The following is a 21,298-nucleotide window of genomic DNA, read 5'->3' on the forward strand; positions in this document are numbered from 1 at the left end:
TGGTATTAGGAGAAGCTATGCAACACACGATGAAAAAAGTGGCAGGCGCAACGCTGGTTGCGGTCATGTCGCTGGCGGGGACCGCATACGCGGAGGACGTGAAGATCGGTTTTGCAGGCCCGATGACGGGTGCGCAGGCGCACTACGGCAAGGACATGCAAAACGGCATCGTGCTCGCGATCGAGGATTTCAACGCGACCAAGCCGGTTATCGGCGGCAAGCCGGTGACGTTCGTGCTCGACTCGCAAGACGACCAGGCTGACCCGCGCACCGGCACGACGGTCGCGCAGAAGCTCGTCGACGACGGCATCAAGGGCATGCTCGGCCACTTCAATTCGGGTACCACGATCCCCGCTTCGCGCATCTACGCGAACGCCGGCATCCCCGAAATCGCGATGGCGACGGCGCCCGAATACACCACGCAGGGCTACAAGACCACGTTCCGGATGATGACGTCCGACACGCAGCAGGGCTCGGTGGCCGGCGCGTTCGCGGTCAAGGATCTGGGCATGAAGCGGATCGCGATCGTCGACGACCGCACCGCCTACGGCCAAGGCCTGGCCGACCAGTTCGAGAAGGCCGCCAAGGCAGCCGGCGCGACCATCGTCGATCGTGAATTCACGAACGACAAGGCCGTCGACTTCAAGGCGATCCTGACCAAGCTGAAGGCCGCCAAGCCGGATATGGTCTATTACGGCGGCGCCGATTCGCAAGGCGCACCGATGGTCAAGCAGATGAAGTCGCTGGGCCTCGCCTCCCCGCTGATGAGCGGCGAAATGGTCCACACGCCGACCTTCCTGAAGATCGCCGCCGACGCGTCGGACGGCACGATCGCCTCGCTGGCCGGTCTGCCGCTGAACGACATGCCGGGCGGCAAGGCCTACGCCGAGAAGTACAAGAAGCGTTTCGGCGAAGACGTGCAGACCTACTCGCCGTACGCCTACGACGGCGCGATGGCGATGTTCAACGCGATGAAGAAGGCGAACTCGACCGATCCGGCCAAGTACCTGCCGGTGCTCGCGCAGACGGATATGGCCGGCGTGACCTCGACGCACATCGCGTACGACTCGAAGGGCGACCTGAAGAACGGCGGCATCACGATGTACAAGGTCGTGAAGGGCGAATGGGTGCCGCTCAAGAGCATCGGCGGCAAGTAATGCGCACGGCCTGAGCGGGGTGCGCCCCGCGCGGGCTGGATGACTCACGGGACCGGCCGGCGGCACGTTTCAGGACGTGCCGCCGGCCGGTCTTGTTTTGGGGCGGCGTTCATCGTGCTTCCCTGCCCCGCTTCGGGTTTCATTGGTTTCGCTTCGATCCGGCTTCAATCCGGCTTCAATCCGAATCGCTGGCCGCCAGCCGCTCGGCCACCTTCTTGAGCCAGGCCTCGCTCCAGGTCAGCGCGCCGGCCTTCAGATGCGCCACCACGCTGCGCACCCAGGCGAGTTCGGTTTCGACGTTCGCCTGCAGCAGTTCGCTTTCCAGCAGGAACAGCCGCGGGATCTGCAGCGCGAGCGCCGCGTTGCGCGCCGCGTCGAGCCGTTCGAGTTCCGCCTCCAGCGCCGTGATGCGCGCTTCGAGCTGGCGGCGCGCGTCGTCCACCGACAGCAGCGGCAGCACCGACAGCGCCACCGGAAACGCCGGATATTCGCGGGCCGGCTGCGCCAGTTGTTCGCGCAGCCAGCCGCGCGCCGTGTTGCGGCCGGCCTCGGTCACGGCATAGACGGTGCGCTCGGGGAACATGCCGTCGCGCTCGGTTTCGTGAACCACCACGAGGCGTTCGCGCAGCAGGCGATCGAGCGTTTGATAGAGGCTGTTGCGCTGGCGGACGTTGATCACGTCGTCCTTGCCGCGCAGTTTGATGAGCTGCTGGATGCGGTATACGTGCATCGGCGCTTCGGTCAGCATGGCCAGTACGGCGAGCGCGAGGGGGGAGAATTTAGGCATGGGAGCCAGTCAAATCAATCATCAAACAATGACTGGTCATTTTATGGCTAGTCATTGTTTGATGCAATGAAACCCGGGTGGCAATCAGCCGACGTGGGTGCGCTTTGCGCCCGCCTCCGGCGTCTCCATGGTCGCGAGGCCGTGCACGATGCCGCAATCCTCGACCGTGTGCTCGCCCTGGCATTGCTCGCGCAATTCGCTCAGTTGAGCCTTCAACTGCTGCAGTTCGACGAGCCGCGCGTTGACGTGGCCGATGTGGTCGTCGAGCAGCGTGTTGATCGAATCGCAGCGGTCGGCCGGGTCGTCGGTCAGGCGCAGCAGCGTGCGGATTTCGTCGTGCGTCATGTCGAGTGCGCGGCAATTGCGGATGAACCGCAGGCGCTCCACGTGCAGCTCGGTATAGCGCCGGTAGTTCGCGTCGGTGCGCTCGGTGTCCGGCATCAGCCCCTCTTTTTCGTAGAAGCGGATGGTCTCCGGCGTGCAGCGTGCGGCTTTGGCAAGTTCGCCGATCTTCATCAGATTCTCCTGTCGGAAACGGTTGACCCTGAAGTGGCTTCAGGGTGTTAACTCTACACCTCATGCAATCAGGAGAACGCCATGGCCGAATCAAACCGCACTCACGACGCGCACCGCGCCGACGACGCACCGTCGCCAGCCGGCTGCTGCGCGCACGATCACGGCCACGATGATGCGGGTGCGCGCGATGACGCGAAGCCGCAACTGGCGATCCGCTGGGTGAAGAAGGACGACGCGCCGGTACAGGCGCGGGGGCTTGGCCACGATCATGGGCACGCGCACGGCGATCATGCGCATGGTGAGCAGGGCCATGACCACGCTGCGGAGGGTCACGACCAATGCGGCCATGCGCACGTCGGCGGAGGCGACGATAGCCGCCACGATCACGGCGCACATGCCCATTCGCACGACCACGGCTCGCACGACCACGCCGCACACGATCACCCCTCGGCCGCGTCCTGCTGCGCCCCCGCCGCGCCGATCCTCGCCGCCTTGCCCGGTACGCAACGCCTGGCCGACGGCACCGAACGCTCGGCGTTCCGGATCATGCAGATGGATTGCCCGACCGAGGAAACGCTGATTCGCAAGAAGCTCGGCGGCATGGCCTCGGTCACGACGCTCGATTTCAACCTGATGCAGCGGCTGCTGACCGTCGTGCACGCGCCCGGCGCGGCCGAATCGGTGGCCGCGGCGATCCGCTCGCTCGGCATGACGCCCGAACTGGCCGGCGGTGGTGCTTCGGCGGCCGGCGCATCCGGCGCGCCGCTGGCCGATGCGCCGAAGCCGGTCTGGCCGCTGGTGGCCGCCGGGGTGGCCGCGCTCGCCTCCGAAGCCGTGACCTGGGCCGGCCTGCCCGGCTGGCTGGCCGCGCTGCTCGCGGTGGCGTCGGTGGCCGTGTGCGGCCTCACCACCTACCGCAAGGGCTGGATCGCGATCCGCAACGGCAACCTCAACATCAACGCGCTGATGAGCATCGCCGTGACGGGCGCGATGCTGATCGGCCAGTGGCCCGAAGCCGCGATGGTGATGGTGCTGTTCACGATCGCCGAACTGATCGAGGCCAAGTCGCTCGATCGTGCCCGTAACGCCATCTCGGGCCTGATGCGGCTCGCCCCCGACACCGCCACGGTGCGGCAGCCCGACGGCAGTTGGGCGCCGGTCGCGGCGGCCACGGTGGCGCTCGGCGCGATCGTGCGGGTGCGCCCCGGCGAGCGGATCGGCCTCGACGGCGAACTGGTGGACGGCCGCTCGACGGTCAACCAGGCGCCGATCACGGGCGAAAGCCTGCCGGTCGAAAAGGCGCCCGGCGACGCCGTGTTCGCCGGCACCATCAACGAGGCTGGTTCGTTCGACTATCGCGTGAGCGCCGTGGCCTCGAACACCACGCTCGCGCGCATCATCCACGCCGTCGAGGAGGCGCAAGGCGCGAAGGCGCCGACGCAGCGCTTCGTCGACCGCTTCGCACGCGTCTACACGCCGATCGTGTTCGCGATCGCGCTGGCCGTGGCGGTGATTCCGCCGCTGCTGGCCGGCGGCGCGTGGCACGACTGGCTCTATCGCGCGCTGGTGCTGCTGGTGATCGCCTGCCCGTGCGCGCTGGTGATCTCCACGCCGGTCACCATCGTCTCCGGGCTGGCCGCCGCCGCGCGGCGCGGCATCCTGGTCAAGGGCGGCGTGTATCTGGAAGAAGGCCGCAAGCTCGGCTGGCTCGCGCTCGACAAGACCGGCACGATCACGCACGGCAAGCCCGCCCGCACCGATCTCGAGGCGCTGGCCGACGATCTCGCGCCGGCCCGCCTCGCATTCCTGGCCGCGAGCCTCGCGAACCGCTCCGATCACCCGGTGTCGCAGGCCATCGCGCGCGCCTCGGCCGATGCGGCGCCATTCGCCGAGGTCGACGGCTTCGAGGCGCTGCCGGGCCGCGGCGTGCGCGGCGCGATCGACGGCGCGTCGTACTGGCTCGGCAATCAGCGGCTGGCCACCGAACTCGGACGCGCCTCGGCCGCGCTCGACGCACGCGTCGCCGCGCTCGAATCGCAGGGCAAGACGGTGGTGATGCTGATCGACGCGGCGCGCGTGCTCGGCCTGTTCGCGGTGGCCGACACGGTCAAGGACAGCAGCCGCGAGGCGATCGCGCAACTGCATGCGCTCGGCATCCGCACCGCGATGCTGACGGGCGACAACGCCTACACGGCGGCGGCGATCGCGCGCGAGGTGGGCATCGACGATGCGCGCGGCAACCAGTTGCCCGAGGACAAGCTCGCGGCGGTGGTGGAACTGGGGCGGCAAGGGCGCGCGGTCGGGATGGTCGGCGACGGCATCAACGACGCACCGGCGCTGGCGCGCGCCGACATCGGCTTCGCGATGGGCGCGATGGGTACCGACACCGCCATCGAGACGGCCGACGTCGCGCTGATGGACGACGACCTGCGCAAGATCCCCGAGTTCGTGCGGCTCTCGCGCGCCACGCACCGCGTGCTGGTGCAGAACATCGGCTTCGCGCTGGCGGTCAAGGCGGTGTTTTTCGGCCTGACCATCGCCGGGCTCGGCACGATGTGGATGGCGGTGTTCGCCGACGCGGGCGCGAGCCTGATCGTGGTCGGCAACGGCTTGCGGCTGCTGCGCGCCTCGCGCGGCTAGGCGGTCATTTCGTTATCCGCAGCAAATGGGCCGTTGCGGGCCGTTGCCCGTCATTCAACGCAGCGGCAGGTGGATGGCGGTCAGCAGTTGTTCGGGCGGCGTGGTGCGCGGATCGTTCAGATAGGCCTCGAACGAGGGCGCATCGGCCGGCACGTGGCCCGATGACGGCAGCCATTCGCCGTACAGCCAGGCGTAGGCGTTGCCGAGCGTGTCGTACGGCCCTTCGTGGATCAGCACGGCGCAGGTGCCGCCCGCGATCGTCAGGTGTTCGAACGGTTCGGGCAGCGCGATGGCCGCCGTGTCCGGGCCGAGCGCGTAGCACGCGTGCGAGCGAAGCTGCGCGGCAGGCACCACGGCCGGATCGTCGTAAAAGATGCCGAGGCAGCAAGCGTCGGGGCCGAACAGGCCTTGCACATCGATCCAGCCTGCCAGCCGCGCGAACGCGGTGTGCATCTCGCTGTAAGGCCCGCGATGTTCGGCGGCCACCACCTCGATCGGGTCAAGCTCGCGGATCTCGATCTGACGCGTGCTCATGAACAGGTCTCCTGAATAGGGTCGATGCACACGGGCCGGTGGCAACGCGAACGCCCAGGCAATCGCGAACCGGTGCGCGGCGCCGCTCATCGTACGAAACCGTTGCCGTCCGCGCAATATCTCCGCTGCCCGCCCTCGCCTGCCCCCACCTTTGCCGATTTTCGATAACACGTCGATTTATGACTCTCTAGCATCGGTTCTCCCACACCCGTTCCGGCGCGCCGCGTTCGACGGGCCGCACCCGAGGAGAACGCGATGCATGCAGAGTCGAACGGCCATTCCGGGCCGGCGCTGAAACAGACCCTCGGCACCTGGCAGCTATGGGGGATCGCGGTGGGCCTGGTGATCTCGGGCGAATATTTCGGCTGGAGCTACGGCTGGGCCAGCGCCGGCACGCTCGGCTTCGTGGTCACCGCGCTGTTCATCGCGGCGATGTACACCACCTTCATTTTCAGCTTCACCGAACTGACCACCTCGATTCCGCACGCGGGCGGCCCGTTCGCCTACGCGCGCCGCGCGTTCGGGCCGGTGGGCGGCTATCTGGCCGGCATCGCCACGCTGGTGGAGTTCGTGTTCGCGCCGCCGGCCATCGCGCTGGCGATCGGCGCCTATCTGCACGTGCAGTTCCCGTCGCTGGAGCCGAAGCACGCGGCGATGGGCGCCTACCTCGTATTCATGGCGCTCAACATCGTGGGCGTGCAGATTGCTGCCACGTTCGAGCTGATCGTCACGGTGCTGGCGATCTTCGAGCTGCTGGTGTTCATGGGCGTGGTGTCGCCGGGCTTCTCGTGGGCGAACTTCACGCACGCGGGCTGGAGCGGCGCCGATCACTTCTCGCTCGGCTCGTTCAACGGCATGTTCGCGGCGATTCCGTTCGCGATCTGGTTCTTCCTCGCGATCGAAGGCGTGGCGATGGCCGCCGAGGAAGCCAAGAACCCGAAGCGCTCGATCCCGATCGCCTACGTGGCCGGTATCCTGACCCTCGTGGTGCTGGCGATCGGCGTGATGGTGTTCGCCGGCGGCGCGGGCGACTGGAGCAAGCTCGCCAACATCAACGATCCGCTGCCGCAGGCGATGAAATACATCGTCGGCGAGCACAGCGGCTGGATGCACATGCTGGTGTGGCTCGGCCTGTTCGGGCTGGTGGCGTCGTTCCACGGCATCATCCTCGGTTATTCGCGCCAGATCTTCGCGCTGGCCCGCGAAGGCTATCTGCCCGAGTGGCTGGCCAAGGTGCATCCGCGCTTTCGCACGCCGTATCGCGCGATCATCGCGGGCGGCGTGATCGGCATCGCGGCGATCTACAGCGATGAGCTGATCCAGTTCGGCGGCCAGACGCTGACGGCGAACATCGTGACGATGTCGGTGTTCGGCGCTATCGTCATGTACATCGTCAGCATGGCGGCGCTGTTCAAGCTGCGCCGCTCGCAGCCCACCATGGCGCGGCCGTTCCGCGCGCCGCTGTACCCGCTGTTCCCGGCGTTCGCGCTGGTCGCCGCGCTGATCTGCCTCGGCACGATGCTCTATTTCAACGCGCTGGTGGCGGGTGTGTTCGTGGCGATCGTCGCGCTCGGCTTCGTCTACTTCCTGGCGACGCGCGCACAACGCGCCGCCGCGCCCGCCGAGGCGCTGCTCGAGGAATGAGGCGGCGCGCGGCCCGGATTGCCGCGCCGCGCGCCGCTCGACCTCAGGAGATTCACAGATGGCCTACACGGAGACTATCGGTTCGCAGACCTACCGGTTCGCGGACCTCAAGACCTTGCTTGCCAAGGCAAGCCCCTTGCGCTCGGGCGACCAGCTTGCCGGTGTCGCGGCGGCCAGCGAGGAAGAGCGCGTGGCCGCCAGGATGACGTTGGCGGCGGTGCCGCTCAAGGCGTTCCTGAACGAGGCGCTGATCCCGTACGAGCGCGACGAGGTCACGCGCTTGATCGTCGACGATCACGACGCCGCGGCGTTCGCCGAGATTTCGCATCTGACGGTGGGCGACTTCCGCAACTGGCTGCTGTCGCCGGCGGCCGATGGCGCGGCGCTGGAACGCGTCGCACCGGGCATCACGCCCGAAATGGCGGCGGCCGTCTCGAAGCTGATGCGCAACCAGGACCTGATCGCGGCGGCCCGCAAGCGCCGCGTGGTCACGCGCTTTCGCAACACGGTGGGCCTGCCGGGGCGCATGTCGGTGCGGCTGCAGCCGAACCATCCGACCGACGACGCGCGCGGCATCGCCGCCTCGATGCTCGACGGCCTGATGTACGGCTCGGGCGACGCAATGATCGGCATCAATCCGGCCACCGACAGCCTCGCCGCGATCACCCGCCTGCTGAACATGATCGACGCGTTTCGCGAGCGTTATCGCGTGCCGACGCAATCCTGCGTGCTGACCCACGTCACCAACACCATCGCGGCGATCGAGAAAGGCGCGCCCGTCGACCTGGTGTTCCAGTCGATCGCGGGCACCGAGCAGGCCAACGCGAGCTTCGGCATCTCGCTGGCGCTGCTCGACGAGGCGCACCAGGCGGCGCGCTCGCTCAAGCGCGGCACCGTCGGCGACAACCTGATGTACTTCGAGACCGGCCAGGGCAGCGCGCTGTCGGCCAACGCGCATCACGGCGTCGACCAGCAGACCTGCGAGGTGCGCGCCTACGCGGTGGCGCGCAAGTTCCGGCCGTTCCTGGTCAACACGGTGGTGGGCTTCATCGGCCCCGAATACCTGTACGACGGCAAGCAGATCATTCGCGCCGGGCTGGAGGATCACTTCTGCGGCAAGCTGCTCGGCGTGCCGATGGGCTGCGACATCTGCTACACGAACCACGCCGAAGCCGACCAGGACGATATGGATACCTTATTGACGCTGCTCGGCGCGGCCGGCATCAATTTCATCATGGGCATTCCGGGCGCGGACGACGTGATGCTGAACTACCAGAGCACCTCGTTCCACGATGCGTTGTACGTGCGCGAGGTGCTGGGCCTGCGCCGCGCGCCCGAGTTCGAGGAATGGCTGGAGACGATGGAGATCGCCGATGCGAAGGGCGTGCTGTTGCCGGCTTCGACACGCACGCCGCTGCTGACGGGCGCGGATGACTGGATGGGGATCGGCGCATGAGCGACGCCGTCGAGAAGAACCCGTGGGGCGGGCTCAAGTCGTTTACGAACGCGCGCATCGCGCTCGGCCGCGCGGGCAGCAGCCTGCCGACCGAGCCGCTGCTGGCCTTCAACCTGTCGCACGCACAGGCGCGCGACGCCGTGCATCAGCCGCTCGATGCCGACGCGCTGCGCGGCGAGTTGGAGGCGGCCGGTTACGCGACGCTCGCGGCCGACAGCGCCGCGCCCGATCGTCAGCACTACTTGCGGCGTCCCGATCTCGGCAGGCGGCTGTCCGACGCGAGCCGCGAGGCGCTGGCGGCGGCGGGCCGCGAGGTGGCGGCCGCGCCCGACCTGGTGTTCGTGATCGGCGACGGCCTGTCGGCGCTCGCGGCCGCGAAACAGGCGCTGCCGCTGATCGAGGCGGTGCGCGGCCGGCTCGATGCCGACGGCTGGTCGCTCGGCCCGGTGGTGGTGGCGCGCCAGGCGCGCGTCGCGCTCGGCGACGAGATCGGTGAATTGTTGCGCGCGCAACTGGTGGCGATGCTGATCGGCGAGCGGCCCGGCCTCAGTTCGCCGGACAGCCTCGGCGTGTATCTCACCTATGCGCCGAAGGTCGGTTGCCACGACGCGCAGCGCAACTGCATCTCGAACGTGCGGCCCGAAGGGCTGCCGCACGCGGCCGCTGCGCACAAGCTGCACTATCTGCTGACGCACGCGCGCCGGCTGCAACTGACCGGCGTGGGCCTCAAGGACGACAGCGACGCGTTGCTGCCCGGCAATGCTTCGGATGCCGAACGTCTTGGCGGCCAACCCGCCGACGCGCCATGAAAAAACCGCCGGCGATCGCTCGCCGGCGGTGCTCGCATGCAGCACGGAAAACTCAGAAGAACCCGAGCGGCTTCTCGCTATAGCTGACCAGCAGGTTCTTGGTCTGCTGATAGTGGTCGAGCATCATCTTGTGCGTTTCGCGGCCGATGCCCGATTGCTTGTAGCCGCCGAACGCCGCATGCGCCGGGTAGGCGTGATAGCAGTTGGTCCACACGCGGCCGGCCTGGATCGCGCGGCCGAAGCGGTAGGCGCGCGTGCCGTCGCGGGTCCACACGCCGGCGCCGAGGCCGTACAACGTGTCGTTGGCGATCTCCAGCGCTTCCTCCTCGTTCTTGAACGTGGTGACCGACAGCACCGGCCCGAAGATCTCCTCCTGGAAGATCCGCATCTTGTTGTGGCCGCGGAACACCGTCGGCTTGACGTAGTAGCCGCTCGCCAGCTCGCCCGTCAGCGTGTTGCGCTCGCCGCCCGTCAGGCACTCGGCGCCCTCCTGGCGGCCGATGTCGATGTAGGACAGGATCTTTTCCATCTGCTCGGCCGAGGCCTGCGCGCCGATCATCGTCTGCGCGTCGAGCGGGTGGCCCTGGCGGATCTTCTCGACGCGCTTCACGGCGCGCTCGATGAAGCGCTCGTACACGCTTTCCTCGACCAGTGCGCGCGACGGGCAGGTGCACACCTCGCCCTGGTTCAGCGCGAACATCGCGAAGCCTTCGAGCGCCTTGTCGAAGTAGCCGTCGTCGCGGTCCATCACGTCGGCGAAGAAGATGTTCGGGCTCTTGCCGCCCAGCTCCAGCGTGACCGGAATCAGATTCGCACTCGCGTACTGCATGATCAGGCGGCCCGTGGTGGTCTCGCCGGTGAACGCGATCTTGGCGATGCGCTTGCTCGACGCCAGCGGCTTGCCGGCCTCCAGCCCGAAGCCGTTGACGATGTTGAGCACGCCCGGCGGCAGCAGGTCCTGCACGAGTTCGGCCCACACCAGGATCGAGGCGGGCGTCTGCTCGGCCGGCTTGAGCACCACGCAGTTGCCGGCCGCCAGCGCCGGCGCGAGCTTCCAGGCGGCCATCAGGATCGGGAAGTTCCACGGGATGATCTGGCCGACCACGCCGAGCGGCTCGTGGAAGTGGTACGCGACCAGGTCGCCGCCGATATCGGCGATCGAGCCTTCCTGCGCGCGCAGGCAGCCCGCGAAATAGCGGAAGTGGTCGATCGCCAGCGGGATGTCGGCGGCCGTGGTTTCGCGCAGCGGCTTGCCGTTGTCGATCGTCTCGGCCACCGCCAGCCGCGCCAGGTTCTGCTCCATGCGATCGGCGATGCGCAGCAGCACGGCGGCGCGGTCCGCCGCGGGCGTCGCGCCCCAGCCGGCCTTGGCCGCGTGGGCGGCGTCGAGCGCCAATTCGATATCGGCTTCCTGCGAGCGCGGGATGGCCGTGAACGGCTGGCCGGTGACGGGCGAGATGTTGTCGAAATACTGGCCTGCGACGGGGGGCACCCATTCGCCGCCGATGAAGTTTCCATACTGCTTGCGATACGGAAATTCGATGTTCAGATGCTGCATCTCGGCGTGGTTCATCTGTCGCTCCTCGCATGTCGGAATTAGGAAACGTCGCCGCGCACGTGCGGCGGGGCCTGTGAAATACGCCAAAAGCGTGCCAGTGCGCCGCGCGGCGGTGCGTGCCGGGCGCGTCGCGGTGCGAGGCGCGGCCAGCCGGGGCGCGGCGGCGGGCCGGTCCGCGTGTGCGGTGCTCGGGCAATGGCAGGTGCGCAGAACTGGCACGCCGCCGCGTGGCGCGCTGTGCCTTCGTGGCACAGCCGCGCGCGAGGCCGGGCAACGCGGGCCTGACGGACTTTCGGCACGGGATTTGCATATTTGTCGTGTCGATGAAAGCCGGGACCGAAAAAGGGGCAGGGACGATGAATGCTCGGGGCGGGATCGAAACCGTGAAGGACGCCGAAGTTTTGGCCGGTGACAGGGCGGCCGCCGACGCGCGGGCCGAGGCCACCGCGGAAGACACACGCCGCAGCGCGGCCGGCACGGAAGCGCCGGCGGGCCGCGCCGTGGTCAGCGTCGCGCACGACGCCGACGAGCAGGCGCGCAACCTGATCGGCTGGCGCCAGACCTACGACCAGCTCGCGGCCGGGCGCTTCGCCGGCACGCTGACCGAGCTGCCGCTCGACACCATGAAGCTGTTTAGCGAAACCACCAGCCACGCGCTTCGGCAGGGTTGCGAGGTGCGCGGCGACGCGTACTGGTTCGGCATTCCGGCCAGGCCCGACGGCAGCGCGCGGATCGACGCGCGGCCGATCGCGGCCGACGGTTTCGCCTGCCGGCCCGGCAACGTCGAATTCGAACTGCTGACGCCGGCCGCGTTCTCGATCTACGGCGTGGTGGTGCGCGGCGAGGTGCTGCGCCGTTACGCCGAGCATGTCGAGCACGTCGGCCTCGACGCGCGGCTGCGGCAGCCGGTGGTGCAGCCCGGCGAGGCGCGGCTCGCACGGCTGCGTGCGCTGCTGGCCGCGCGTTTCGACGATGCGGTCGCGCCGCGCGCGGTGTTGTCCGAGTGCGAGCGTCACGATTTGCAGGCGGCGGTGCTGGCGGCCTTGTTCGACGTGTGCGCGGGGCCGGACGCCGACGACGAGGCCGATGGCCTGCATCCGCAGCGCCGCCGCCGCATCGTCGCGCTGGCGCGCGACTACATGCTCGCGCATCGCAGCCGGCCGATCGGCGTGCCCGAACTGTGCGAGCAGCTTCATGTGAGCCGCCGCACCTTGCAGAACTGCTTCCAGGATGTGCTCGGCATGGCGCCTGCCACGTACCTGCGCGCGCTGCGCCTGAACGGCGCGCGGCGCGACTTGTGCGGCCGCGCTGCCGGCTCGGTGCAGGACGTGGCCGCCGCGTGGGGTTTTTGGCATTTGAGCCAGTTCGCGACCGATTACCGTCGCATGTTCGGGATGCGGCCGTCGGAGGCGTTGAAGGAGGCGTTCGGGGTTGCCGTGGCGGAAGCGGTGAACTGACCTGAGCCAGTTCGCGACCGATTACCGTCGCATGTTCGGGATGCGGCCGTCGGAGGCGCTGAGAAATACGTCGGTGAACTGACTAAGCATTGCCGTCACGCGCCAACGGCCAAGCCAGCGCATCCCAATCGAGCGAGCGATAGGCGTCATCCACCGCGGCAATATCGTCCGCATCGTCGCTCGCATGCCGGTCGTGCAGCGCGGGCGGCACCGGCACCACCACCGGCCGGCAATGCGGATAGTCGCGCACGCGCAATTCGGGCGCGATGCTCGTGAAGCAGGCCAGCGTCGGCACGTCGAAGCCGTCGGCCACGTGGATCGCCGACGAATCGGCGCCGATCAGCACCGCCGCGCCGCGCACCCACGCCAGATAGGCGGCGGTATCGGGCGACAGCGCGCGCACGTCCACATACGCCCGATGATCGACCGGCCCGAAGCCGAGTACTGGCAGCCCGTAACGCTGCGCGATGCGTTCGACGAGCGCCGCGCGCCGCGCGGGCGGGATGCTGCGCAGCGGCGTGCTGGCGTCGGCGCAGAACAGCGCGTAGCGGCGCGTGTGCCATGGCGTGGGCAGCGCGGGCAAGGCGAGCCGCGCGAGCCAGCGGTTGCGCTTGGCTTCCGCCGGGATTGCTGCTGGTTCGGCGCCGAGCGCATCGAGGAAGTAGTCGATCATCGGCAGCGCCGCGAACGCTGGCCGGTAGAGCTGGTTGCCGACGTCGATCCTTGTGTCGGCGATCGGCAGCGCGTCGAGCGCAACCGGCAGCGTGCGGATCTCGGCCACGGCGTCGCCATGCGAGGCGGGGCGGCCAGCCAGCGCGTCGAGTTGCGCGACATGGGCCGCGAGCCGCGCGGGCCGGTACAGCACGAAGCGCAGCGCCGGATGCGCGCCGCGCAGGGCGTCGAGCGCCGTGAGGCCGATGATCGAATCGCCGAGCGCGACGCCCATCCCGTTGATCACGCGCACTGTCTTGCAGCGCGCGTAGTCGAGCCGGAACGGCTGCTCGGCCGCGTTGAGGATGCCCGCGCCGGCCGCGCTCGCCGTGGCCGCGATCACGCCCGCTGGCACCGCACCGGCCATCTCGAGATCGTACGGGGCGACGAGCATGCGCTCCGGCGTCAGCAGCGTACCCGGGTGCCGCAAGGCCGCATGCGCATCGAGGGCATCGAGGCCGGTGGGGCCGTCGCTCTCCACGCCTTGTATCGCAGCCCCGGTTGCCGGAGGCAGGGCCACGCTCACGCTGAATTACCCGGCTCGCCGCGCAGCTTGCGGCCCTGTTCGCGCACCTGCGCGAGCGTCGCAGACGGCGTGCTCGCCTCCTGCGGCACGCGGATCTCGATCAGCGCCGGCAAGTTCGCGGCCAGCGCACGTTCGAGCGCCGGTGCGAATTCCGCCGTGGCGAGCACCGTTTCGCCATGCGCGCCGAACGCGCGTGCATAGGCGGCGAAATCGGGGTTGGTCAGGCCGGTGCCGTGCACGCGCCCCGGGTAATGGCGTTCCTGATGCATGCGGATCGTGCCGAAATGCTGGTTGTTGACCACGATCACCACCACGTTCAGGCCGTACTGCATGGCCGTGGCGAGTTCGTGGCCGGCCATCATGAAGCAGCCGTCGCCGGCCAGCGCCACGGCAACCCGTTGCGGATACAAGGATTTCGCCGCCAGCGCGGCCGGCACGCCGTAACCCATCGCGCCGTTGGTCGGCGCCAGTTGCGAGCGGAACGCGCGATACGGGTAATGACGATGCAGCCAGGTGGCGTAGTTGCCCGCCCCGTTGCTGACGATCGCGTCGTGCGGCAACCGCTCGCGCAACTGCTGCATGATCTCGCCCAACTGCACGTCGCCCGGCATCGGCAGCGGCGCGCGCCACGCGTCGTAGGCCGCGTGCGCGTCGGCCGCGCTGCCGGCCCACGGCAGCACCTCGGGCGGCGCGAGCGCGGCCAGCCGCGCGGCGATTTCGGGCATCCCCGAGACGATCGGCAGATCCGCCGCATATACCCGGCCCAGTTCCTCCGCGCCCTGATGCACGTGGATCAGCGCCTGCCGGGTCTTGGGGATGTCGAGCAGCGTGTAGCCGCCGGTGGTGGCCTCGCCGAGCCGCGGGCCGATCGCGAGCAGCAGGTCCGCCTCGCGAATGCGCCTGCCGAGCGCCGGATTGATGCCGAGCCCGACGTCGCCCGCGTAGAGCGGATGCGCGTTGTCGAACGTGTCTTGATAGCGGAACGCGCAGGCTACCGGCAGTTGCCAGGCTTCGGCGAAGCGGCGCAGGTCGGCGCAGGCGTCGCGCGTCCAGCCGCTGCCGCCGACGATCGCGAGCGGCCGTTCGGCGCGCGCGAGCCGCTCGCGCAACTCCGCCACCTGCGCATCGGACGGCGACGCCGCGATCCGCTTCGCGGCCGGCAGCACCGGCTGCGGCGCGCACGGATCGGACAGCAGATCCTCCGGCAGCGCGAGCACCACCGGGCCGGGCCGCCCCGCGGTGGCGACATGGAACGCCTGGCTCAGGTATTCGGGGATGCGGCGCGCGTCGTCGATCTGCGCGACCCACTTCGCCATCTCGCCGAACATGCGGCGGTAATCGATTTCCTGGAACGCCTCGCGATCGAGATGCTCGCGCGCGCACTGGCCGACGAACAGGATCATCGGCGTGGAATCCTGGAACGCGGTGTGCACGCCGATCGACGCATGCGCCGCGCCCGGGCCGCGCGTGACGAACGCGATGCCGGGCCGGCCCGTGAGCTTGCCGGTGGCCTCGGCCATGTTCGCGGCGGCGGCTTCGTGGCGGCAGACGAGGGTGGCGATGCGGGCGGTTTCGTCGCCGAGTGCGTCGAGCACGGCGAGGAAGCTTTCGCCGGGCACGCAGAACACGCGCTCGACATGGTTGGCCAGCAAGGCGTCGACGAGCAGTCGCGCGCCGTTGACGCTGGCCGGGGCGGCGGAATCCGGGGTGGACGGCATGGGCTGCGGGCTCCCTCTCGGTGGCGAGGGGGATAGCTTACGCCGGATAGGAACCACGCGGGAGTAACGAAAAACGCGGGCGCGGCGGCGGTGCGCCGCGCCGTCACGGCTCACGGCCGGCTCAACACTCGACGATATTGACCGCCAGCCCGCCGCGCGAGGTTTCCTTGTACTTGGTCTTCATGTCGGCGCCGGTTTCGCGCATCGTCTTGATCACCGAATCGAGCGACACGTAATGGCTGCCGTCGCCGCGCAGCGCCATGCGCGCTGCGTTGACGGCCTTCACCGACGCCATCGCGTTGCGCTCGATGCACGGAATCTGCACCATCCCGCCGACCGGGTCGCAGGTCAGCCCGAGGTTGTGCTCCATGCCGATCTCGGCGGCGTTCTCGACCTGGCGCGGCGTGCCGCCCATCACGGCGGCCAGCGCGCCGGCCGCCATCGAGCAGGCCACGCCCACTTCGCCCTGGCAGCCCACCTCGGCGCCCGAGATCGACGCGTTGAGCTTGTAGAGGATGCCGATCGCGGCGGCCGTCATCAGGAAGTCGATCACGCCCTGTTCGCTCGCGCCAGGCACGAAGCGCGCGTAGTAGTGCAGCACCGCCGGGATGATGCCGGCCGCGCCGTTGGTGGGCGCGGTGACTACGCGCCCGCCGGCGGCGTTCTCCTCGTTGACGGCGATCGCGTAGAGGTTGATCCAGTCGACCATCGACAGCGGATCGCGCAGCGCCTGCTCGGGGTTGCCGCTCAGCGTGCGATAGAGCTGCGGCGCGCGGCGCTTGACCTGGAACGGCCCCGGCAGCGTGCCCTCGGCATCGGGGTTGCCGATCCCGCAGCCGCGCGACACGCACGACTGCATCACGTCCCAGATCTTCAACAGGCCGCTGCGGGTGGTGGCCTCGTCGTTCCAGGCGCGTTCGTTGTCCCACATCAGTTGCGCGATCGACTTGCCGGTGGAGGCGGTCAGCGCCAGCAGCTCGGCGCCGGAGCTGAACGGGTAGGGCATCTGGTCGGCCGCGTTCAGCACCTTGGTGTTCGCCGCGCCGGCCGTCACCACGAAGCCGCCGCCGACCGACAGGTAGGTGGTTTCGCGCAGCGCCTCGCCGGCCGCGTCGCGCGCGCGCAGCGTCATCGCGTTCGGATGCTCGGGCAGCGCCTGGCGGTAGAAGCCGATCTGCTCCTTGATCGAGAACGGCACCGGATGGCGGCCCAGCAGCGACAGCGATTTGCTGTCGCGCACGGCGGCCAGCCGCGCATCGATGGTGTCGGGATCGACCGTGTCGGGCGCGTCGCCCATCAGGCCGAGCATCACGCCGCGATCGGTGCCGTGGCCCTTGCCGGTCGCGCCGAGCGAGCCGTACAGGTCGACGCGCACGGTGGCCGTGCGTTCGAGCAGCGCGTCGCGCTCCAGCCCCTGGACGAACATCAGCGCGGCGCGCATCGGTCCGACCGTATGCGAGCTGGACGGGCCTATCCCGATTTTGAAGAGATCGAACACGCTGACTGCCATTTGGGGAGTTCCTGTATGCGGAGCGGGTGAATTAACGCGCCGGCAACGGCAGGCACGCGGCCAGCCACGCGGGCGGCTGCGGCGACAGCGATTGCGCGACGCTGTTGTAGCGGCCGTCGAGACGGGCCGCGAGGTGGAACAGTTCGGTGGCGTTCTTCGGCGCCCACGGCCCCGAGTAGCCGGGCAGGCCGGCTTCGCGGCGCTTGGCGTCGAACGGCACGGTGGAGTTGACGAATTCTTCGTGGGTCTTCTCGCCGCGCGCGTACGGCACCAACCAGTCGAGCGCGGCCTTCAGCGTCGCGCCGTTCGCGCCGCGCTCGCCGAGCCAGTTGCGGTTGAAGCGGCGCGCGGCCAGCGCGGCCGTGACGAGCGGCTGCAGGTCGTAGACGGTGTAGTGGAGCGCGTCGCGCTCCTCGAAATCGATGGTGGTGCCGTCGGGCTTGATGTTGTCGGCCAGATGCTCGACGAACAGGCGCTGCGCGGCGTTCATCATCTTGCGGTCGCCGAGCGTGAACGCGGCCAGCGCGATCAGCTTGATCCGGTGGCTCTGCCAGTTGTTGCGCCACACGCCCGTGAGCGGGCGCGGCTGCGCCTCGACCTGCGCGACGTAGCCGGCGCCGAGCTTGGCGATGAAGGCCGAGGCGGCGTTGCGCGTTTTCACGGGCAGCGTGCTCGCCGTCATGTCGTACGCAATGATCAGGCTTTCGAAACGGGTTTCGTCGATCGGATTGAAATCCGGCTCGTAGGTGGTGACCCAGGCGAGCAGGAAACGGTTCACGAACGCGAGGTAGGCCGGCTTGTTGGTGACGCGCCAGGCCAGCGCCGCGTCGCGCATGCGCTCCATGTCGTCGAGCGCGGCCTCGCTTTGATCGCGGATGCCTTCATGCGGCAGCAGCCCCTCGGTATGGAGGTGCTGCATCGCGTTCGGCGCGTCGTTCAGGTGCGCGTCGACGCCGCGGACGAGCGCCTGGATGCCGGGTTCGGCGGAAGTCGATTCGTTGCTCTGCAGCGCGGGCGCGGCGCAGAAATTCATGGCCGCCCGAGCGGGCGACGCGCCGACCGAAGCGGCGAACGCGACGCAGGCCGCGACGGCCGGTGCGAACGCCCGCCAGCGAGGCCGCGCGGCGGCGGCCCTCACGCGATTGACGGCCGTGTTGTCCGGTAACACCTTGCGCACCATGCGGAACTCCTCGTTTGGCTGGATGGCGGTGTGTGATGGTAGCCGGACTTGGTAACGAACGCGACGGCGCGCCGCTGCGCCCGCCGGCCCGAGGGCGGTGGCAGGTGCGGCGGCGCGGCGCATGGCGGGCGGCGAGAGAAGCGTCAGGCGTTGGCTCGTTCGCTCAGGCGTAGTCGGACATCGGCACGCAGGCGCAGAACAGGTTCCGGTCGCCGTAGACGTTGTCGGCGCGGCCGACCGGCGGCCAGTACTTGCTGCCGGCGGCCAGCGACGCCACCGGGAACGCGGCCTGTTCGCGCGAATAGGCGTGGTTCCACTCGTTCGCGGTGACCACCGCGGCGGTGTGCGGCGCGTGGCGCAGCGGGTTGTCCTCGCGATCGGCGCGGCCTTCCTCGACGGCGCGGATTTCCTCGCGGATCGCCACCATCGCGTCGATGAAGCGGTCGAGTTCCTCCTGCGATTCCGATTCGGTCGGCTCGACCATCAGCGTGCCCGGCACCGGGAAGCTCATGGTCGGCGCGTGGAAGCCGTAGTCCATCAGGCGCTTGGCCACGTCGTCCACCGTGATGCCGCTCGATTCCTTGATCGGGCGCAAATCGAGAATGCATTCGTGCGCGACCAGGCCGCCGGGGCCCGAATACAGCACCGGGTAATGCGGCGCGAGGCGGCGCGCGATGTAGTTCGCGTTGAGGATCGCCACCTCGGTGGCGGCCGTCAGGTTGCGTGCGCCCATCATCGCGATGTACATCCACGAGATCGGCAGGATCGAGGCCGAGCCATACGGCGCAGCCGACACCGCGCCGATGCCGTCGGCGTCGCGCGTGTAGCCGGTCGAACGCTGGTTCGGCAGGAACTTCGCGAGGTGCGCGCCGACCGCCACCGGGCCGACGCCCGGGCCGCCGCCGCCGTGCGGGATGCAGAACGTCTTGTGCAGGTTCAGGTGCGACACGTCGCCGCCGAACTGGCCCGGCGCGGTCAGGCCGACCATCGCGTTCATGTTGGCGCCGTCCACGTACACCTGGCCGCCGTGCGCGTGCACGATCTCGCAGATCTCGCGCACGTTCTGCTCGAACACGCCGTGGGTGGACGGGTAGGTGATCATGATCGCGGCCAGGTTGGCGGAGTGCTGATCCGCCTTGGCCTTCAGGTCGGCGATGTCGACGTTGCCCTGCTCGTCGCAGGCCACCACCACCACCTTCATGCCGGCCATGTGCGCCGAGGCCGGGTTGGTGCCGTGCGCCGACGCCGGGATCAGGCAGACGTCGCGATGGCCTTCGCCGCGCGAGGCGTGATACGCGTCGATGATCAGCAGGCCCGCGTATTCGCCCTGCGAGCCGGCGTTCGGCTGCAGCGACACGGCTGCGTAGCCGGTGGCCGCCACCAGCATCTGTTCGAGCTGGGCGATCATGGTGCGATAGCCCACCGTTTGATCTTCCGGCGCGAACGGGTGGATCTGGCCGAATTCGGGCCAGGTGACCGGCAGCATTTCCGAGGTGGCGTTCAGCTTCATCGTGCACGAGCCGAGCGGGATCATCGAGCGGTCGAGCGCGAGATCCTTGTCCGACAGGCTGCGCAGGTAGCGCAGCATTTCCGTTTCCGAATGATGGCGGTTGAACACCGGGTGCGTCAGGTAGGCGCTGCTGCGTTCGAGGTCGGCCGGCAGCACCGGCGCGCCCGGCAGCGCGGCGTCGAGTTCCTCGACCGACGGCGCGGCGGCGCCCGCCACCGTGGCGAACACGGCCAGCAGGTCGGCCAGGTCGGCGCGCGTGGTGGTTTCGTCGATCGACACGCCGACGCGCGTTTCGCCGGCGCGGCGCAGGTTGATGCGCTTGGCGCGCGCGGCGTCGTGCAGCGCTGCGGCCTGCGTGCCGGCTTCGATCGTCAGCGTGTCGAAGAACGTGTCGTTGACGAGCGCGAAGCCGAGCTGCCCGAGGCCTGCGGCCAGCAGGCCGGCGATGCGGTTCACGCGCAGCGCGATGGTCTTGAGGCCGCGCGGGCCGTGATAGACGGCGTACGAGCTGGCCATGATGGCGAGCAGCGCCTGCGCCGTGCACACGTTGGAGGTGGCCTTCTCGCGGCGGATGTGCTGCTCGCGCGTTTGCAGCGCGAGGCGCATCGCCGGCTTGCCTTGCGCATCGACGGTCACGCCGACCAGCCGGCCCGGCATCTGCCGCTTGAATTCGTCGCGCACCGCGAGGTACGCGGCGTGCGGGCCGCCGAAGCCGACCGGCACGCCGAAGCGCTGGGTGTTGCCGATGGCGACATCCGCGCCCCATTCGCCCGGCGGCGTCAGCACCGTCAGCGCGAGCAGGTCGGCCGCCACCACCACGTGGCCGCCGGCTGCGTGCACGGCTTCGGTCAGCGCGCGGTAGTCGCGCACGTCGCCGTCCACGCCCGGGTATTGCAGCAGCACGCCGAACGCGTTGGCCTCGGCGGCTTGCGCGGCCGGGCCGGTGACGATTTCGATGCCGACCGGCACGGCGCGCGTGCGGATCACTTCGAGCGTTTGCGGCAGCACGTCGTCGGCCACGAAGAAGCGGTTCGACTTCGGCTTGCCGTTGCGTTGCAGCAGCGTCATCGCCTCGGCGGCGGCGGTGGCCTCGTCGAGCAGCGAGGCATTCGAGATGGCGAGGCCGGTGAGGTCGGTCACCATTTGCTGGAAGTTCAGCAGCGCCTCCAGGCGGCCTTGCGAGATTTCGGGCTGGTACGGCGTGTAGGCCGTGTACCAGGCCGGATTTTCGAGCACGTTACGCAGGATCACGGCCGGCGTATGCGCGTTGTAATAGCCCTGGCCGATGAAGGTCCGGAACACCTGGTTCTGATTCGCCAGCTCGCGCAGCGCGGCGAGCGCTTCCGCCTCGCTTTTCGGCTGCGTGAACGGGCCGAGCGGCAGCGTTTCGTCGCGGCGGATCGCGGCGGGAATCACCGCATCCATCAGCGCCGCGCGCGACGCGAAGCCGAGCGTGTCGAGCATCGCCTGCTGGCTGGCGGCGTCGGGGCCGATATGGCGTTCGGCGAACGCGTCGTGCGTTTCGAGCGCGGCGAGCGAGAGGGGCGTGCGGTTCATCAGGTGATCCGGATGGTCGAGCTTCATG

General features: G+C 69.0%; 15 protein-coding genes. 6 read left to right on the forward strand and 9 right to left on the reverse strand.

The genetic code is table 11. The annotated features are described in order from the left end of the window. Window positions 1–17 precede the first annotated feature (17 nt). A complete protein-coding gene (locus AB4850_RS32795; RefSeq protein ID WP_414443544.1) occupies window positions 18–1,157 on the forward strand; it encodes a branched-chain amino acid ABC transporter substrate-binding protein in 1,140 nt (379 codons plus the stop codon). Window positions 1,158–1,332: 175 nt separating this feature from the next. Here AB4850_RS32795 and AB4850_RS32800 read toward each other — a convergent pair whose 3' ends face one another. Both AB4850_RS32800 and cadR read right to left on the reverse strand, forming a co-directional pair. Beyond that, window positions 1,333–1,944 carry a helix-turn-helix transcriptional regulator gene (locus AB4850_RS32800; RefSeq protein WP_414443545.1) on the reverse strand — a complete coding sequence of 204 codons (612 nt, stop codon included), beginning with the start codon at window positions 1,942–1,944 and terminating at the stop codon, window positions 1,333–1,335. A gap of 84 nt (window positions 1,945–2,028) precedes the next feature. Further along, window positions 2,029–2,460 (reverse strand): Cd(II)/Pb(II)-responsive transcriptional regulator, encoded by a 432-nt coding sequence (gene cadR / locus AB4850_RS32805; RefSeq protein ID WP_414443546.1) that lies wholly within the window; start codon window positions 2,458–2,460, stop codon window positions 2,029–2,031. Window positions 2,461–2,541: 81 nt separating this feature from the next. Here cadR and AB4850_RS32810 point away from each other — a divergent pair, with 81 nt between their 5' ends. After that, on the forward strand, window positions 2,542–5,100 hold the full coding sequence (locus AB4850_RS32810) for a heavy metal translocating P-type ATPase (protein WP_414443547.1): 2,559 nt from the start codon (window positions 2,542–2,544) through the stop codon (window positions 5,098–5,100). Window positions 5,101–5,154: 54 nt separating this feature from the next. On the opposite strand, the gene AB4850_RS32815 is transcribed toward AB4850_RS32810, so the two are convergent. Then, a complete protein-coding gene (locus AB4850_RS32815) occupies window positions 5,155–5,634 on the reverse strand; it encodes an AraC family transcriptional regulator (RefSeq protein WP_414443548.1) in 480 nt (159 codons plus the stop codon). A gap of 255 nt (window positions 5,635–5,889) precedes the next feature. On the opposite strand from AB4850_RS32815, the gene eat reads away from it, so the two are divergent. The 3 genes from eat to eutC are packed head-to-tail and all read left to right on the forward strand — an operon-like array spanning window position 5,890 to window position 9,543. Beyond that, on the forward strand, window positions 5,890–7,278 hold the full coding sequence (eat, locus tag AB4850_RS32820) for an ethanolamine permease (protein WP_414443549.1): 1,389 nt from the start codon (window positions 5,890–5,892) through the stop codon (window positions 7,276–7,278). Between the two features lie 58 nt (window positions 7,279–7,336). Beyond that, on the forward strand, window positions 7,337–8,734 hold the full coding sequence (locus AB4850_RS32825; RefSeq protein ID WP_414443550.1) for an ethanolamine ammonia-lyase subunit EutB: 1,398 nt from the start codon (window positions 7,337–7,339) through the stop codon (window positions 8,732–8,734). Further along, window positions 8,731–9,543, forward strand: coding sequence for an ethanolamine ammonia-lyase subunit EutC (gene eutC / locus AB4850_RS32830; protein ID WP_414443551.1), 813 nt, complete (start codon window positions 8,731–8,733; stop codon window positions 9,541–9,543). The genes AB4850_RS32825 and eutC overlap by 4 nt, the downstream gene beginning before the upstream one ends. A 52-nt stretch (window positions 9,544–9,595) precedes the next feature. On the opposite strand, the gene adh is transcribed toward eutC, so the two are convergent. Further along, on the reverse strand, window positions 9,596–11,116 hold the full coding sequence (gene adh / locus AB4850_RS32835; RefSeq protein ID WP_206131744.1) for an aldehyde dehydrogenase: 1,521 nt from the start codon (window positions 11,114–11,116) through the stop codon (window positions 9,596–9,598). A gap of 341 nt (window positions 11,117–11,457) precedes the next feature. On the opposite strand from adh, the gene AB4850_RS32840 reads away from it, so the two are divergent. Next, the gene (locus AB4850_RS32840) at window positions 11,458–12,558 is read left to right on the forward strand and encodes a helix-turn-helix domain-containing protein (protein WP_414443552.1); all 1,101 of its coding nucleotides are present in this window, start codon (window positions 11,458–11,460) and stop codon (window positions 12,556–12,558) included. A gap of 82 nt (window positions 12,559–12,640) precedes the next feature. Here AB4850_RS32840 and AB4850_RS32845 read toward each other — a convergent pair whose 3' ends face one another. The 5 genes from AB4850_RS32845 to gcvP all read right to left on the reverse strand — a co-directional run bounded on the left by AB4850_RS32845 (window position 12,641) and on the right by gcvP (window position 21,297). After that, a complete protein-coding gene (locus tag AB4850_RS32845; RefSeq protein WP_414443553.1) occupies window positions 12,641–13,750 on the reverse strand; it encodes an ADP-heptose--LPS heptosyltransferase in 1,110 nt (369 codons plus the stop codon). A gap of 41 nt (window positions 13,751–13,791) precedes the next feature. Continuing rightward, window positions 13,792–15,513, reverse strand: coding sequence for a thiamine pyrophosphate-binding protein (locus tag AB4850_RS32850; RefSeq protein ID WP_414443554.1), 1,722 nt, complete (start codon window positions 15,511–15,513; stop codon window positions 13,792–13,794). 121 nt (window positions 15,514–15,634) lie between these two features. Further along, on the reverse strand, window positions 15,635–17,023 hold the full coding sequence (locus tag AB4850_RS32855; protein WP_414443555.1) for an L-serine ammonia-lyase: 1,389 nt from the start codon (window positions 17,021–17,023) through the stop codon (window positions 15,635–15,637). Between the two features lie 31 nt (window positions 17,024–17,054). Then, entirely contained in the window at window positions 17,055–18,203 is a 1,149-nt protein-coding gene (locus AB4850_RS32860; protein ID WP_414443556.1) for an alginate lyase family protein, read from the reverse strand. 163 nt (window positions 18,204–18,366) lie between these two features. Further along, window positions 18,367–21,297, reverse strand: coding sequence for an aminomethyl-transferring glycine dehydrogenase (gcvP, locus tag AB4850_RS32865; RefSeq protein ID WP_414443557.1), 2,931 nt, complete (start codon window positions 21,295–21,297; stop codon window positions 18,367–18,369). Window position 21,298 lies beyond the last annotated feature (1 nt).

The sequence above is a fragment of the Burkholderia sp. 22PA0106 genome (assembly GCF_047497155.1).
Lineage (GTDB): Bacteria > Pseudomonadota > Gammaproteobacteria > Burkholderiales > Burkholderiaceae > Burkholderia.

Excerpts from the sequence above, each read along its gene's own strand:
- AB4850_RS32795 (WP_414443544.1), top strand. The coding sequence starts at position 18 with ATGCAACACACGATGAAAAAAGTGGCAGGCGCAACGCTGGTTGCGGTC.
- AB4850_RS32800 (WP_414443545.1), bottom strand. The coding sequence starts at position 1,944 with ATGCCTAAATTCTCCCCCCTCGCGCTCGCCGTACTGGCCATGCTGACC.
- cadR (WP_414443546.1), bottom strand. The coding sequence starts at position 2,460 with ATGAAGATCGGCGAACTTGCCAAAGCCGCACGCTGCACGCCGGAGACC.
- AB4850_RS32810 (WP_414443547.1), top strand. The coding sequence starts at position 2,542 with ATGGCCGAATCAAACCGCACTCACGACGCGCACCGCGCCGACGACGCA.
- AB4850_RS32815 (WP_414443548.1), bottom strand. The coding sequence starts at position 5,634 with ATGAGCACGCGTCAGATCGAGATCCGCGAGCTTGACCCGATCGAGGTG.
- eat (WP_414443549.1), top strand. The coding sequence starts at position 5,890 with ATGCATGCAGAGTCGAACGGCCATTCCGGGCCGGCGCTGAAACAGACC.
- AB4850_RS32825 (WP_414443550.1), top strand. The coding sequence starts at position 7,337 with ATGGCCTACACGGAGACTATCGGTTCGCAGACCTACCGGTTCGCGGAC.
- eutC (WP_414443551.1), top strand. The coding sequence starts at position 8,731 with ATGAGCGACGCCGTCGAGAAGAACCCGTGGGGCGGGCTCAAGTCGTTT.
- adh (WP_206131744.1), bottom strand. The coding sequence starts at position 11,116 with ATGAACCACGCCGAGATGCAGCATCTGAACATCGAATTTCCGTATCGC.
- AB4850_RS32840 (WP_414443552.1), top strand. The coding sequence starts at position 11,458 with ATGAATGCTCGGGGCGGGATCGAAACCGTGAAGGACGCCGAAGTTTTG.
- AB4850_RS32850 (WP_414443554.1), bottom strand. The coding sequence starts at position 15,513 with ATGCCGTCCACCCCGGATTCCGCCGCCCCGGCCAGCGTCAACGGCGCG.
- AB4850_RS32855 (WP_414443555.1), bottom strand. The coding sequence starts at position 17,023 with ATGGCAGTCAGCGTGTTCGATCTCTTCAAAATCGGGATAGGCCCGTCC.
- AB4850_RS32860 (WP_414443556.1), bottom strand. The coding sequence starts at position 18,203 with ATGGTGCGCAAGGTGTTACCGGACAACACGGCCGTCAATCGCGTGAGG.
- gcvP (WP_414443557.1), bottom strand. The coding sequence starts at position 21,297 with ATGAAGCTCGACCATCCGGATCACCTGATGAACCGCACGCCCCTCTCG.